Annotated in this window: 11 protein-coding genes; all 11 read left to right on the forward strand. The window is 60.8% G+C overall.

Annotation, left to right across the window (positions count from 1 at the left end):
• The first annotated feature begins 263 nt into the window (after nucleotides 1-263).
• The 11 genes from sdhC to REH59_RS08795 all read left to right on the forward strand — a co-directional run bounded on the left by sdhC (nucleotide 264) and on the right by REH59_RS08795 (nucleotide 14,302).
• A complete protein-coding gene (gene sdhC / locus REH59_RS08745; protein ID WP_008091902.1) occupies nucleotides 264-650 on the forward strand; it encodes a succinate dehydrogenase, cytochrome b556 subunit in 387 nt (128 codons plus the stop codon).
• Complete coding sequence (gene sdhD, locus REH59_RS08750; RefSeq protein ID WP_003254214.1) at nucleotides 644-1,012, forward strand: succinate dehydrogenase, hydrophobic membrane anchor protein; 369 nt, start codon at nucleotides 644-646, stop codon at nucleotides 1,010-1,012. Before sdhC ends, sdhD begins: the two co-directional genes overlap by 7 nt.
• 3 nt (nucleotides 1,013-1,015) lie before the next feature.
• Entirely contained in the window at nucleotides 1,016-2,788 is a 1,773-nt protein-coding gene (gene sdhA / locus REH59_RS08755; protein ID WP_014859261.1) for a succinate dehydrogenase flavoprotein subunit, read from the forward strand.
• Between the two features lie 11 nt (nucleotides 2,789-2,799).
• On the forward strand, nucleotides 2,800-3,504 hold the full coding sequence (locus REH59_RS08760) for a succinate dehydrogenase iron-sulfur subunit (protein ID WP_003254212.1): 705 nt from the start codon (nucleotides 2,800-2,802) through the stop codon (nucleotides 3,502-3,504).
• A 246-nt stretch (nucleotides 3,505-3,750) separates the two neighbouring features.
• Nucleotides 3,751-6,582: a 2-oxoglutarate dehydrogenase E1 component gene (locus REH59_RS08765; protein ID WP_014859260.1), complete on the forward strand. Its 2,832-nt coding sequence runs from the start codon at nucleotides 3,751-3,753 to the stop codon at nucleotides 6,580-6,582.
• Nucleotides 6,583-6,624: 42 nt separating this feature from the next.
• The gene (gene odhB, locus REH59_RS08770; RefSeq protein ID WP_003254209.1) at nucleotides 6,625-7,848 is read left to right on the forward strand and encodes a 2-oxoglutarate dehydrogenase complex dihydrolipoyllysine-residue succinyltransferase; all 1,224 of its coding nucleotides are present in this window, start codon (nucleotides 6,625-6,627) and stop codon (nucleotides 7,846-7,848) included.
• A gap of 93 nt (nucleotides 7,849-7,941) precedes the next feature.
• A complete protein-coding gene (gene lpdA / locus REH59_RS08775; RefSeq protein WP_003254207.1) occupies nucleotides 7,942-9,378 on the forward strand; it encodes a dihydrolipoyl dehydrogenase in 1,437 nt (478 codons plus the stop codon).
• A gap of 171 nt (nucleotides 9,379-9,549) precedes the next feature.
• Entirely contained in the window at nucleotides 9,550-10,716 is a 1,167-nt protein-coding gene (gene sucC / locus REH59_RS08780; RefSeq protein ID WP_003254205.1) for an ADP-forming succinate--CoA ligase subunit beta, read from the forward strand.
• Nucleotides 10,716-11,600, forward strand: coding sequence for a succinate--CoA ligase subunit alpha (sucD, locus tag REH59_RS08785; RefSeq protein WP_003254203.1), 885 nt, complete (start codon nucleotides 10,716-10,718; stop codon nucleotides 11,598-11,600). Before sucC ends, sucD begins: the two co-directional genes overlap by 1 nt.
• Before the next feature lie 403 nt (nucleotides 11,601-12,003).
• A complete protein-coding gene (gene brnQ / locus REH59_RS08790; protein WP_003254201.1) occupies nucleotides 12,004-13,317 on the forward strand; it encodes a branched-chain amino acid transport system II carrier protein in 1,314 nt (437 codons plus the stop codon).
• Between the two features lie 235 nt (nucleotides 13,318-13,552).
• Nucleotides 13,553-14,302 (forward strand): DUF599 domain-containing protein, encoded by a 750-nt coding sequence (locus REH59_RS08795; protein WP_003254200.1) that lies wholly within the window; start codon nucleotides 13,553-13,555, stop codon nucleotides 14,300-14,302.
• The last annotated feature ends 26 nt before the right edge of the window (nucleotides 14,303-14,328 follow it).

Consider the following 14,328-nt stretch of genomic DNA (forward strand, 5'->3'; position numbering starts at 1 on the left):
GCCTAAAGGCTTGTTGAATCAGGCATTCAAGCCTGATTTTTCCCGAAATTCTCGCCCATTTACGCCTTTTGTTCATTAAAGGCAATGCGCTATTTGGGCTACCCCGTCACGTTGTCATAAGCAGCCTAACTGTCTATACTCGGCACCCGACCGCCAGGGGCTTGCAAGCCCGAACTGCTGGGGGTCGCCGTTCCCTGGGTGGTGGGTACCTGACCAGTACACTTACCAACAACTTTGCCCTGATTCGCTAGGGGCTCTTCAGTGTGAAAAAAGCCGTGAAAAGCCAACGACCTGTAAACCTAGACCTAAGGACCATCAAGCTCCCCGTCACTGCGTACACGTCCATCCTGCACCGTATCTCCGGCGTCATCCTGTTCATCGGCCTTGCCATCATGCTTTATGCACTGGGCAAGTCGCTGGGTTCCGAGGAAGGCTTCGGTGAGGTGAAGGCGTGTCTGACCAGCCCGCTGGCCAAGTTCGTGACCTGGGGTCTGCTGTCCGCCCTGCTTTATCACCTCGTGGCAGGTGTTCGTCACCTGATCATGGACATGGGTATCGGTGAGACGCTGGAAGGCGGCAAGCTGGGCTCGAAAATCGTGATCGTCATCTCCGTGGTGCTGATCGTTCTGGTGGGAGTTTGGGTATGGTAACCAATGTCACGAACCTGTCGCGTTCGGGCCTCTATGACTGGATGGCGCAGCGCGTTTCTGCGGTCGTTCTCGCGGCTTACTTCCTCTTCCTGATCGGCTACGTGGTCGCCCACCCAGGCATCGACTACACCCAGTGGCATGGTCTGTTCTCCAACAACGCGATGCGGATCTTCAGTCTGCTGGCCCTCGTTGCCCTGGGCGCTCACGCCTGGGTTGGCATGTGGACCATTGCAACCGACTACCTGACGCCTATGTCGTTCGGCAAGTCGGCAACTGCGATTCGTTTCCTGTTCCAGGCGGTATGCGGCGTTGCGATGTTCGCTTACTTCGTCTGGGGTGTGCAGATTCTCTGGGGTATCTGATCCATGGCTAGCATTCCAACCATTTCCTTCGACGCCATCATCATCGGTGGCGGCGGCGCCGGCATGCGCGCAGCGCTGCAACTGGCTCAAGGCGGCCACAAGACTGCCGTAGTCACCAAGGTCTTCCCGACCCGTTCGCACACCGTATCCGCCCAGGGCGGCATCACCTGCGCCATCGCTTCGGCCGACCCGAACGACGACTGGCGCTGGCACATGTACGATACCGTCAAGGGTTCCGACTACATCGGTGACCAGGACGCTATCGAATACATGTGTCAGGAAGGCCCGGCTGCGGTCTTCGAACTGGACCACATGGGTCTGCCGTTCTCGCGCACCGAAACCGGCCGCATCTATCAGCGCCCGTTCGGTGGTCAGTCCAAGGACTTCGGTAAAGGTGGCCAGGCCGCCCGTACCTGTGCCGCTTCGGACCGTACCGGTCACGCGCTGCTGCACACCCTGTACCAGGGCAACCTGAAAGCGGGCACCACGTTCCTCAACGAGTACTACGCAGTTGACCTGGTGAAGAACCAGGACGGCGCATTCGTGGGTGTGATCGCCATCTGCATCGAAACCGGCGAAACCCTGTACATCAAGTCCAAGGCCACCGTACTGGCCACTGGCGGTGCAGGCCGTATCTACGCGTCCACCACCAACGCCCTGATCAATACCGGTGACGGTATCGGCATGGCCCTGCGTGCAGGCGTGCCGGTGCAGGACATCGAAATGTGGCAGTTCCACCCGACCGGTATCGCCGGCGCCGGTGTACTGGTCACCGAAGGTTGCCGCGGTGAAGGTGGCTACCTGATCAACGCCCACGGCGAGCGCTTCATGGAGCGTTACGCGCCGAACGCCAAAGACCTGGCCGGCCGCGACGTGGTTGCCCGTTCCATGGTCAAGGAAATCATCGCCGGCAACGGCGTGGGCCCGAACAAGGACCACGTACTGCTGAAGCTGGACCACCTGGGCGAGGAAGTGCTGCACAGCCGCCTGCCAGGTATCTGCGAACTGTCCAAGACCTTCGCCCACGTCGACCCTGTGGTCGCGCCGGTGCCGGTGGTTCCAACCTGCCACTACATGATGGGCGGCGTTGCCACCAACATCCATGGCCAGGCCATCACCATGGACGCTGACGGTCAGGATCGCATCATCCCGGGCCTGTTCGCCGTAGGTGAAGTGGCGTGCGTATCGGTTCACGGTGCCAACCGCCTGGGCGGCAACTCGCTGCTCGACCTGGTGGTGTTCGGCCGTGCTGCCGGCCTGCACCTGGAGAAGGCGCTGAGCGAAGGCGTGGAATACCGCGACGCCAGCGACACCGACGTCGATGTTGCCCTGAACCGCCTGAACAAGCTCAACGAGCGTACCAGCGGTGAAGACGTTGCCAGCCTGAAGCGCGAGCTGCAGAGCTGCATGCAGAACTACTTCGGTGTATTCCGTACTGGCGAATACATGCAGAAGGGTATCGAGCAACTGGCCGGTCTGCGTGACCGTATCGCCAACGTCAAGATCAACGACAAGTCCCAGGCCTTCAACACCGCGCGTATCGAAGCGCTGGAGCTGCAGAACCTGCTGGAAGTTGCCGAAGCTACCGCCATCGCGGCGGAAGCCCGTAAAGAGTCCCGCGGCGCTCACGCCCGTGAAGACTTCGAAGACCGTGACGACGAAAACTGGCTGTGCCACACCCTGTACTACCCGGGTGAGAAGCGCGTTGCCAAGCGCGGCGTCAACTTTGCGCCGAAGACTGTTCCAGCCTTCGAACCAAAAGTCCGGACTTACTAAGGGTGGCTGCTATGTTGAAAGTCGAAGTTTATCGTTACAACCCGGACACCGACTCGGCGCCAAAAATGGAGTCGTTCGACGTCGATACCGGCGGCAAGGACCTGATGGTGCTGGATGTATTGGCACTGATCAAGGAAAAGGACGAGGGTTTCTCGTACCGTCGCTCCTGCCGTGAAGGCGTTTGCGGTTCCGACGGCATGAACATGAACGGCAAGAACGGCCTGGCCTGCATCACCCCGCTGTCGGCGGTGGTGAAGGGCGGCAAGCTGGTTCTGCGTCCTCTGCCAGGCCTGCCGGTCATTCGTGACCTGGTGGTCGATATGAGCATCTTCTACAAGCAGTACGAGAAGGTGAAGCCGTTCCTGCAGAACGACACCCCGGCCCCGGCCATCGAGCGCCTGCAGTCGCCGGAAGACCGTGACAAGCTGGACGGCCTGTACGAGTGCATCCTGTGCGCGTGCTGCTCGACTTCCTGCCCGTCGTTCTGGTGGAACCCGGACAAGTTCCTGGGCCCGGCAGCCTTGCTGCAAGCCTACCGCTTCCTTGCCGACAGCCGCGATACCAAGACTCAGGAGCGCCTGGCGTCCCTGGATGACCCGTTCAGCGTATTCCGCTGCCGCGGGATCATGAACTGCGTAAACGTTTGCCCGAAAGGTCTGAACCCGACCAAGGCAATCGGTCACGTACGTAACATGCTGCTGCAAAGCGGCACCTGATACAAAGCGTTGTACCTGCAGTAAGCCGAGGTGCGGGTGGTGAGCCCGCACTGAGGTAAAACCCGAACAAGGGCCCACAAAGCCCGCGTTCATTACCTATGAAGATATGAGACCAGCAGGGGCTTTCCGGGCTGGTACCCGGAAAATCAGCAGGATCCAAGTGGCGTGGTTCAGTCGCTGTTTTCGGACTTTTCCAGGTTTGCTGTGGCTCTCGCCGATCAGTCCCCTAATCGAGGGTGACCAAGCATGCAAGAAAGCGTGATGCAGCGCATGTGGGATAGCGCCCACCTTTCAGGTGGTAACGCTGCATATGTGGAAGAGCTCTACGAGCTCTACCTGCACGACCCTAACGCTGTGCCAGAAGAGTGGCGCACTTACTTCCAGAAGTTGCCAGCCGACGGCAGCACCGCTACTGATGTATCGCACTCGACAATCCGCGACCATTTCGTACTGCTGGCAAAGAACCAGCGCCGCGCTCAACCGGTTTCCGCCGGGAGCGTGAGCAGTGAACACGAGAAGAAGCAGGTTGAAGTTCTGCGACTGATCCAGGCCTATCGTATGCGCGGCCATCAGGCTGCCAAGCTCGACCCGTTGGGGTTGTGGCAGCGCCCTGCGCCCGTAGACCTGTCGATCAATCACTACGGCTTGACCAATGCCGATCTTGATACGACCTTCCGTGCCGGCGACCTGTTCATCGGCAAAGAGGAGGCGAGCCTACGCGACATCTTCGATGCACTCCAGAAGACATATTGTCGCACCATTGGCGCCGAATTCACCCACATCGTCGATTCCGAGCAGCGCAGCTGGTTCCAGCAGCGCCTGGAAAGCGTGCGCGGCCGTCCGGAGTTTTCCGCTGATGTGCAGGCCCACCTGCTCGAGCGCGTGACCGCCGGTGAGGGCCTGGAAAAGTACCTGGGCACCAAGTACCCGGGCACCAAGCGTTTCGGCCTTGAAGGCGGCGAGAGCCTGATTCCGATGCTGGATGAAATGATCCAGCGTTCCGGCTCTTACGGCGCCAAGGAGGTCGTGATCGGCATGGCCCACCGTGGCCGCCTGAACGTGCTGGTGAACACCTTCGGCAAGAACCCGCGCGAGCTGTTCGACGAGTTCGAAGGCAAGAAGATGAACGAGCTGGGCTCCGGTGACGTGAAGTATCACCAGGGCTTCTCCTCGAACGTGATGACCCCGGGTGGCGAAGTGCACCTGGCCATGGCGTTCAACCCGTCCCACCTGGAAATCGTTTCGCCGGTGGTCGAGGGTTCGGTGCGCGCCCGTCAGGACCGCCGCAACGACACCGTTGGCGACAAGGTGCTGCCGATCTCGATCCACGGCGACGCTGCGTTCGCTGGCCAGGGCGTGGTCATGGAAACCTTCCAGATGTCGCAGACCCGCGGTTTCAAGACCGGCGGGACCGTGCACATCGTGATCAACAACCAGGTTGGTTTCACCATCAGCAACCCACTGGATGCGCGCTCCACCGAGTACGCGACCGACGTTGCCAAGATGATCCAGGCACCGATCCTGCACGTGAACGGCGATGACCCGGAAGCCGTGCTGTTCGTCACCCAGCTGGCCATCGACTACCGCATGCAGTTCAAGCGTGACGTGGTCATCGACCTGGTCTGCTACCGTCGCCGTGGCCACAACGAGGCTGACGAGCCGAACGGCACCCAGCCGCTGATGTACCAGCAAATCAGCAAGCAGCGCACTACCCGTGAGCTGTATGCCGAGCAGCTGATCCAGGCCGGTCGCATCGACGCCGAGCGCGCTCAGGCCAAGATCGACGAGTACCGCAACGCGCTGGACAATGGCCTGCACGTGGTGAAAAGCCTGGTCAAGGAGCCGAACCGCGAGCTGTTCGTCGACTGGCGTCCGTACCTGGGCCATGCCTGGACCGCGCGTCACGACACCCGTTTCGACCTCAAGACCCTGCAGGATCTGTCGGCCAAGCTGCTCGAGCTGCCGGAAGGTTTCGTGGTCCAGCGTCAGGTGTCGAAGATCTACGAAGACCGTCAGAAGATGCAGGCCGGTGGCTTGCCGATCAACTGGGGTTATGCAGAGACCATGGCTTACGCCACCCTGCAGTTCGAAGGTCACCCGATCCGCATGACCGGCCAGGACATCGGCCGTGGCACCTTCTCGCACCGTCACGCGGTGCTGCACAACCAGAAGGACGCCAGCACCTACATTCCGTTGAAGAACCTGTTCCCAGGCCAGCCACGTTTCGATCTGTACGATTCGTTCCTGTCCGAGGAGGCGGTACTGGCCTTCGAATACGGCTACTCCACCACCATGCCGAACGCGCTGGTGATCTGGGAAGCCCAGTTCGGCGACTTCGCCAACGGTGCGCAAGTGGTGATCGACCAGTTCATCACCAGTGGTGAGCACAAGTGGGGCCGCCTGTGTGGCCTGACCATGCTGCTGCCACACGGCTATGAAGGGCAGGGGCCGGAGCACTCCTCCGCGCGTCTGGAGCGTTACCTGCAGCTGTGCGCCGAGCACAACATCCAGGTCTGCGTACCGACGACGCCGGCACAGATTTACCACCTGCTGCGTCGCCAGGTCATTCGCCCGCTGCGCAAGCCGCTGGTCGTCCTGACGCCGAAGTCGCTGCTGCGCCACAAGCTGGCCATCTCGACCCTGGAAGACCTGGCAGAAGGCTCGTTCCAGACCGTGATCCCGGAAATCGACGCAATCGATCCGGCCAAGGTCGAGCGTCTGGTGCTGTGCAGCGGCAAGGTCTACTACGACCTGCTGGAAAAACGCCGTGCCGAAGGCCGCGAAGACATCGCCATCCTGCGTATCGAGCAGCTGTATCCGTTCCCTGAGGACGATCTGGTCGAAATCCTCGCCCCTTACACCAACCTCAAGCATGCGGTCTGGTGTCAGGAAGAGCCGATGAACCAGGGTGCCTGGTACAGCAGCCAGCACCACATGCGCCGTATCCTGGGCCGCCACAACAAGGCACTGGTCCTGGAATACGCCGGTCGCGACGCTTCTGCCGCGCCAGCCTGTGGTTACGCTTCGAAGCACGCCGAACAGCAGGAAAAACTGCTGCAAGACGCCTTCACTGTCTAACGCCTTCGCGCACCTGAAACCGAATTTAAGGAAACACAGATAATGGCTATCGAGATCAAAGCCCCAACCTTCCCGGAATCGGTTGCCGATGGCACCGTTGCCACCTGGCACAAGAAGCCGGGCGAAGCCGTCAAGCGTGACGAGCTGATCGTCGACATCGAGACTGACAAGGTTGTCCTGGAAGTACTGGCGACTGCCGATGGCGTGCTGGGCGACATCGTCAAGGGCGAGGGCGACACCGTCCTGTCCGACGAATTGCTGGGTTCGATCGTTGAAGGCGGTGCTGCCGCCGCGCCTGCCGCGGCCGCCGCACCAGCAGCGGCTCCGGCCGCTGCCAGCGCTGACGCCGGCGAAGATGACCCGATCGCTGCCCCGGCTGCGCGCAAGCTGGCTGAAGAAAACGGCATCGACCTGGCTACTGTGGCAGGCACCGGTAAAGGCGGTCGCGTCACCAAGGAAGACGTGGTTGCTGCTGTTGCCAACAAGAAGTCGGCACCTGCCGCTGCACCGGCTGCCAAGCCTGCCGCTGCTGCCGCTGCCCCGGTTGTCGTCGCCGCTGGCGACCGTACCGAGAAGCGTGTGCCAATGACCCGCCTGCGTGCCAAGATCGCCGAGCGCCTGGTCGAAGCCCAGTCGAACATGGCGATGCTGACCACCTTCAACGAAGTGGACATGACCGAAGTCATGGCCCTGCGTTCGAAGTACAAGGACCTGTTCGAGAAGACCCACAATGGCGTGCGCCTGGGCTTCATGTCGTTCTTCGTCAAGGCTGCTACCGAAGCGCTGAAACGCTTCCCGGCTGTCAACGCCTCGATCGACGGCAACGACATCGTCTACCACGGCTTCGCCGACGTCGGTGTTGCCGTGTCCAGCGACCGTGGCCTGGTGGTGCCGGTGCTGCGTAACGCCGAGTCGATGAGCCTGGCTGAAATCGAGAACGGCATCGCTACCTTCGGCAAGAAGGCCCGTGACGGCAAACTGTCCATCGAAGAGATGACCGGTGGCACCTTCACCATCACCAACGGTGGCACCTTCGGTTCGATGATGTCGACCCCGATCGTCAACCCGCCGCAGGCCGCCATTCTCGGCATGCACAACATCATCCAGCGCCCGATGGCCATCAATGGCCAGGTCGTGATTCGCCCGATGATGTACCTGGCGCTGTCGTACGATCACCGCCTGATCGACGGCAAGGAAGCGGTAACCTTCCTGGTCACTATCAAGAACCTGCTGGAAGATCCGTCCCGCCTGCTGCTGGACATCTAACCCTCTGGCTGCGTACCGTGCCGGGCCTGGCTTCGCAAGAAGCCAGGCCGCGCGGTTCGCGGCTTGTAGCTTGTAGCTGATAAGGAATCTTTTATGACCCAGAAATTCGACGTAGTGGTAATCGGTGCAGGCCCAGGCGGCTATGTGGCTGCCATCAAGGCTGCCCAACTTGGTCTGAAGACTGCCTGTATCGAGAAGTACACCGACGCCGAGGGCAAACTGGCCCTGGGCGGCACCTGCCTGAACGTAGGTTGCATTCCTTCCAAGGCGCTGCTGGACAGCTCCTGGAAGTACAAGGAAGCCAAAGAGAGCTTCAACGTCCACGGTATCTCCACTGGCGAAGTGAAGATGGACGTCGCCGCGATGGTTGGCCGCAAGGCCGGCATCGTCAAGAACCTGACCGGTGGCGTTGCCACCCTGTTCAAGGCCAACGGCGTCACTTCGATCCAGGGCCACGGCAAGCTGCTGGCCGGCAAGAAAGTCGAAGTCACCAAAGCTGACGGCACCACCGAAGTCATCGAAGCCGAGAACGTGATCCTGGCTTCCGGCTCGCGCCCGATCGACATTCCGCCGGCCCCGGTCGACCAGAACGTCATCGTCGACTCCACCGGCGCCCTGGAATTCCAGGCCGTACCGAAGCGCCTGGGCGTTATCGGTGCAGGCGTGATCGGCCTGGAGCTGGGCTCGGTATGGGCTCGCTTGGGTGCTGAAGTGACCGTCCTGGAAGCCCTGGACACCTTCCTGATGGCTGCCGACACCGCCGTGTCGAAAGAAGCCCAGAAGACCCTGACCAAGCAAGGCCTGGACATCAAGCTGGGCGCTCGCGTCACCGGCTCGAAAGTCAACGGCAATGAAGTCGAAGTGACCTACACCAACGCCGAAGGCGAGCAGAAGATCACCTTCGACAAGCTGATTGTTGCCGTCGGCCGTCGCCCGGTGACTACCGATCTGCTGGCTGCCGACAGCGGCGTGACCATCGACGAGCGTGGCTACATCTTCGTCGACGATTACTGCGCCACCAGCGTTCCTGGCGTGTACGCCATCGGTGACGTGGTACGCGGCATGATGCTGGCCCACAAGGCTTCGGAAGAGGGCATCATGGTCGTTGAGCGCATCAAGGGCCACAAGGCCCAGATGAACTACGACCTGATCCCATCGGTCATCTACACCCACCCGGAAATCGCGTGGGTCGGCAAGACCGAACAGGCCTTGAAGGCCGAGGGCGTTGAGGTTAACGTGGGCACCTTCCCGTTCGCGGCCAGCGGCCGTGCGATGGCTGCCAACGACACCGGTGGTTTCGTCAAGGTCATCGCCGATGCCAAGACCGACCGCGTTCTGGGTGTTCACGTGATTGGCCCATCGGCTGCCGAACTGGTGCAGCAGGGCGCAATCGCAATGGAATTCGGCACCAGTGCCGAGGATCTGGGCATGATGGTCTTCAGCCATCCAACCCTGTCCGAAGCGTTGCATGAAGCAGCGCTGGCGGTGAATGGCGGCGCCATTCACGTGGCCAACCGTAAGAAGCGTTAATTATAAGAAACCACGGCGGGCTGCCCGTCGTGAGTCTTGCGTGCATGACTCACCGCGGAAAGTCCGCCGGACCGGATCACACGGGAAACCCGGGGTCAACGGTCACAGGTGGTGCGGCGCCACTGATGGCGCAGCGCCGAAGCGCAGTACCTAACGAAGACGGTAAAAAGCATGAATCTTCACGAGTATCAGGGTAAGCAGCTGTTCGCTGAATACGGCCTGCCAGTTTCCAAGGGTTTCGCAGTCGACACCCCTGAGCAAGCTGCAGAAGCCTGCGACAAGATCGGCGGGAACGAGTGGGTTGTAAAAGCCCAGGTTCACGCGGGTGGTCGCGGTAAAGCGGGCGGCGTAAAGCTGGTTCGCAGCAAGGAAGACGCCAAGGCGTTCGCTGCACAGTGGTTGGGCAAGAATCTGGTTACCTACCAGACCGATGCCAACGGTCAACCCGTCTCCAAGATTCTGGTCGAATCCTGCACTGACATCGCCAAAGAGCTGTACCTGGGCGCTGTAGTCGATCGTTCGAGCCGCCGTATCGTGTTCATGGCTTCCACCGAAGGTGGCGTGGACATCGAGAAAGTCGCTCACGAAACGCCTGAGAAGATCCTCAAGGCCACCATCGACCCACTGGTCGGCGCTCAGCCGTTCCAGGGTCGCGAGCTGGCTTTCCAGCTGGGCCTGGAAGGCAAGCAAGTTCAACAGTTTGCCAAGATCTTCGTTGGCCTGGCCAAGCTGTTCAAGGATCATGACCTGGCGCTGCTGGAAGTGAACCCGCTGGTGATCAAGGCCGATGGCGACCTGCACTGCCTCGATGCCAAGATCAACATCGACGCCAACGCCATGTACCGTCAGCCGAAGCTGAAAACCTTCCACGACCCGTCGCAGGACGACGCCCGTGAAGCCCACGCTGCCAAGTTCGAACTGAACTACGTTGCCCTTGAAGGCAACATCGGCTGCATGGTCAACGGTGCCGGCCTGGCCATGGGTACCATGGACATCGTCAACCTGCACGGCGGCAAGCCGGCCAACTTCCTCGACGTTGGCGGTGGTGCTACCAAAGAGCGCGTTACCGAAGCGTTCAAGATCATTCTGTCCGACAGCAATGTCGCGGCCGTTCTGGTCAACATCTTCGGCGGCATCGTTCGCTGCGACATGATTGCCGAAGGCATCATTGGTGCAGTGAAAGAAGTCGGCGTTAAAGTTCCGGTCGTCGTTCGCCTCGAAGGCAACAACGCCGAACTGGGCGCTAAAGTACTGGCAGAAAGCGGTTTGAACATCATTGCGGCAACCAGCCTGACCGACGCTGCTCAACAAGTTGTCAAAGCTGCGGAGGGCAAGTAATGAGCGTCCTGATCAATAAAGATACCAAAGTCATCTGCCAGGGCTTCACCGGCTCGCAGGGTACTTTCCACTCCGAACAGGCCATTGCCTACGGCACCAAGATGGTCGGCGGCGTAACCCCAGGCAAGGGTGGCACCACCCACCTGGGCCTGCCGGTGTTCAACACCGTCAAGGAAGCCGTGGAAGCTACCGGCGCTGACGCTTCGGTCATCTACGTACCGGCTCCGTTCTGCAAAGACTCGATCCTGGAAGCTGCCTTTGGCGGCATCAAGCTGATCGTCTGCATCACCGAAGGCATTCCTACCCTGGACATGCTGGATGCCAAGGTCAAGTGCGACGAGCTGGGCGTGACCCTGATCGGCCCTAACTGCCCAGGTGTCATCACCCCGGGCGAGTGCAAGATCGGCATCATGCCAGGCCACATCCACTTGCCAGGCAAGGTCGGTATCGTTTCGCGTTCCGGCACCCTGACCTACGAAGCTGTGAAGCAGACCACCGACGCCGGCTTCGGCCAGTCGACCTGCGTCGGCATCGGCGGTGACCCGATTCCGGGCTCCAACTTCATCGACATCCTGAAGCTGTTCCAGGAAGACCCGAAGACCGAAGCGATCGTGATGATCGGTGAGATCGGCGGTTCGGCTGAAGAAGAAGCCGCGGCCTACATCAAGGCCCACGTGACCAAGCCTGTCGTTTCCTACATCGCCGGTGTTACCGCACCGGCGGGCAAGCGCATGGGCCACGCTGGCGCCATCATCTCCGGTGGCAAGGGTACTGCGGACGAGAAGTTCGCCGCCCTGCAGGACGCGGGTGTGAAAACCGTGCGTTCGCTGGCTGACATCGGCAAGGCCCTGGCCGAGCTGACTGGCTGGGAAGCCAAGAAGTAATACTGCTACACCCCCCACGCGCACAGAGGCCACCTTCGGGTGGCCTTTGTCGTATGTGGGGTTCGTAGGAGCGGGTTTACCCGCGAAGAGGCCGGTGCTGGCGATAGAGATTCTTCGACAGGTTTAATAGGAATTTTCACGCAGACGAATGTTTCAATCCGAGGATAATGCCTGCTGTCCTCGGTCGCGCAGACGACAAACATGTACGCACATCGGACAAGCAGCACTGTGCCAGTGCGTTTGACTGACAAAACAGTTACATTACGCGTTCACTCTGTGCCCGTACCCCAAAAGGGAACGACACGCTAAACGGGTCTGGCCTATCAAGCCGGGCAGCATTTCCCCTTACCCAAAGGGAAATCCCCTCTCGAATCCCGATTTCAGCAGTGTGGTACTACCTTAAATGAAAGTTCTCAAAGGCCAGGATATCCTGGCGCTTGGCTTTATGACGTTTGCGCTTTTCGTGGGTGCAGGCAATATCATCTTCCCGCCTATCGTCGGCCTGCAGTCTGGCCCGCATGTATGGATGGCTGCACTGGGCTTCCTGGTGACTGCCGTCGGCCTGCCGGTCATCACCGTGGTCGCCCTGGCCAAGGTCGGTGGCGGCATGGATGCCCTGAGCAGCCCGATCGGCAAGTTCTTCGGTGGCTTGCTGGCTGCTGTGTGCTACCTGTCGGTAGGCCCACTGTTCGCCACCCCGCGTACCGCGACCGTGTCGTTCGAAGTGGGCGTTGCACCGCTGACCGGTGAAAGCCCGCTGGCGCTGTTCATCTACAGCCTGGTGTACTTCATCGTCGTGCTGGCCGTGTCCATGTACCCTGGCAAGTTGCTCGACACCGTGGGCCGCTTCCTGGCACCGTTGAAGATCATTGCCCTGGCCGTACTGGGCATCGCTGCCTTCGCCTTGCCCGCCGGTACCATCGGTGACGCACAGCCTGCCTATGCCGCCGCTGCGTTCTCCAAGGGCTTCTCCGATGGCTACCTGACCATGGATACCCTGGGTGCCCTGGTGTTCGGTATCGTCATTGTCAATGCCATTCGCTCGCGCGGTGTCGAGTCGCCGAGGCTGATTACCCGCTACGCCATCATCGCCGGCCTGATCGCCGGTGTCGGGCTGGCCCTGGTTTACATCAGCCTGTTCCGCCTGGGTGCCACCAGCCACGACATCGCGGCGGACGCCACCAACGGTGCGGCGGTGCTGCATGCCTACGTACAGCACACCTTCGGCTCCCTGGGCAGCGGCTTCCTGGCCGTGCTGATCGCGCTGGCCTGCCTGGTAACCGCGGTTGGCCTGACCTGTGCCTGCGCCGAGTACTTCAGCCAGATCCTGCCGCTGTCGTACCGCGCGCTGGTGGTGATCCTCGCCGGCTTCTCGCTGCTGATTTCCAACCTTGGCCTGACCAAGCTGATCATGTTCTCGATCCCGGTGCTCACCGCCATCTATCCGCCGTGCATCGTGGTGGTTGGCCTGAGCTTCGTGAAAGACCTGTGGAACTCGCCAACGCGCATCCTGGCACCGGTGATGCTGGTATCGCTGTTGTTCGGCATGGTCGATGCGATCAAGGGCAGCAGCCTTGCCCACGTGTTGCCAGACTTCATGGCGCACCTGCCATTGAGTGATGCCGGCATGGCCTGGCTGGTACCTTCGGTGGTGACCCTGGTGGGTGCCGTGGCCTGCGACCGCATGCTCGGCAAGCCGCGCGAGGCGCTGGCCTGACCGGACAAGTCAAAGCCTGAGGGCGGCACCGGCCACAAGCCGAAGGGTGCCCGCCAAGGGTGAAAACAAGAGAGCCCCGTCTCCGAAAGGATGCGGGGCTTTTTGCTGTTTGCCTGTTTCGGCCGCTTCGCAGCAGGTAATGCATTTTTCAGGGTGCAGGTGTGCCTTTTGCCGCTTGCCAGCGTCGAAATCCGGTCCCTATCCTTTAGGCACATGGCCCTTTCGGTAACCCTGCATGAACTTCATCCAAAGCAACCTCAACAACCTGCTGGCCATCGCCTGGTTCGCCCTGTGCTGGGGTGGCTATACCCGCTATGCGATCTGGAAGGGGCGCGACACCGCGTGCCTGGCCAGTGTGCTGCACTTGTACCGCGAAGACTGGATGCGCCGCATGCTGCTGCGCGACAACCGCATCGCTGATGCCAGCGTGATCGGTAACCTGGAGCGTAACGCTTCGTTCTTTGCCTCCAGCACCCTGATCATTCTGGCTGGCATCCTCACCGTGCTCGGTGCCTCCGACCGGGCACTGTCGTTGCTGGCCGACCTGCCGCTGGTTCAGCAAACATCCCAGGGCATGTCGGAGATCAAGCTGCTGTGCCTGGCCATGGTATTTGTCTATGCCTTCTTCACGTTCAGCTGGTGCATGCGCCAATACAACTTTGCCGCCGTGCTGGTGGGGTCGGCGCCGATGATCGGCGAACGGCTGGTCAATGAGCTGGAGCGCAAGGCGTTCGCCTCCCGCGCGGCGCGGGTGCTGTCACTGGCCGCCAACCAGTTCAACTTCGGCCTGCGCTCGTATTACTTCGGCATGGCCATGCTGACCTGGTTCATCAGCCCTTGGCTATTCATGGTGGTGAGTGTGGGCGTGGTATTGATCCTGTACCGCCGGGAGTTCCATTCCGATGTACTGGAAGTGATGGTCTTCACGCCCACTGAAAGCGCCCCCACGGACGCGGGCAAGGAAAGCGCCGCTGGCAACGCTTGACCCGATCAGGGGGCGCCGCCGGGTTG

It is taken from the genome of Pseudomonas sp. BO3-4 (genome assembly GCF_034044115.1).
Classification (GTDB): domain Bacteria; phylum Pseudomonadota; class Gammaproteobacteria; order Pseudomonadales; family Pseudomonadaceae; genus Aquipseudomonas; species Aquipseudomonas alloputida.

Bases quoted from the DNA above. Each gene is read 5' to 3' on its own strand.
- odhB (WP_003254209.1), top strand. From the start codon at position 6,625: ATGGCTATCGAGATCAAAGCCCCAACCTTCCCGGAATCGGTTGCCGAT.
- REH59_RS08765 (WP_014859260.1), top strand. From the start codon at position 3,751: ATGCAAGAAAGCGTGATGCAGCGCATGTGGGATAGCGCCCACCTTTCA.
- sucD (WP_003254203.1), top strand. From the start codon at position 10,716: ATGAGCGTCCTGATCAATAAAGATACCAAAGTCATCTGCCAGGGCTTC.
- sdhD (WP_003254214.1), top strand. From the start codon at position 644: ATGGTAACCAATGTCACGAACCTGTCGCGTTCGGGCCTCTATGACTGG.
- REH59_RS08760 (WP_003254212.1), top strand. From the start codon at position 2,800: ATGTTGAAAGTCGAAGTTTATCGTTACAACCCGGACACCGACTCGGCG.
- sdhA (WP_014859261.1), top strand. From the start codon at position 1,016: ATGGCTAGCATTCCAACCATTTCCTTCGACGCCATCATCATCGGTGGC.
- sucC (WP_003254205.1), top strand. From the start codon at position 9,550: ATGAATCTTCACGAGTATCAGGGTAAGCAGCTGTTCGCTGAATACGGC.
- lpdA (WP_003254207.1), top strand. From the start codon at position 7,942: ATGACCCAGAAATTCGACGTAGTGGTAATCGGTGCAGGCCCAGGCGGC.
- brnQ (WP_003254201.1), top strand. From the start codon at position 12,004: ATGAAAGTTCTCAAAGGCCAGGATATCCTGGCGCTTGGCTTTATGACG.
- REH59_RS08795 (WP_003254200.1), top strand. From the start codon at position 13,553: ATGAACTTCATCCAAAGCAACCTCAACAACCTGCTGGCCATCGCCTGG.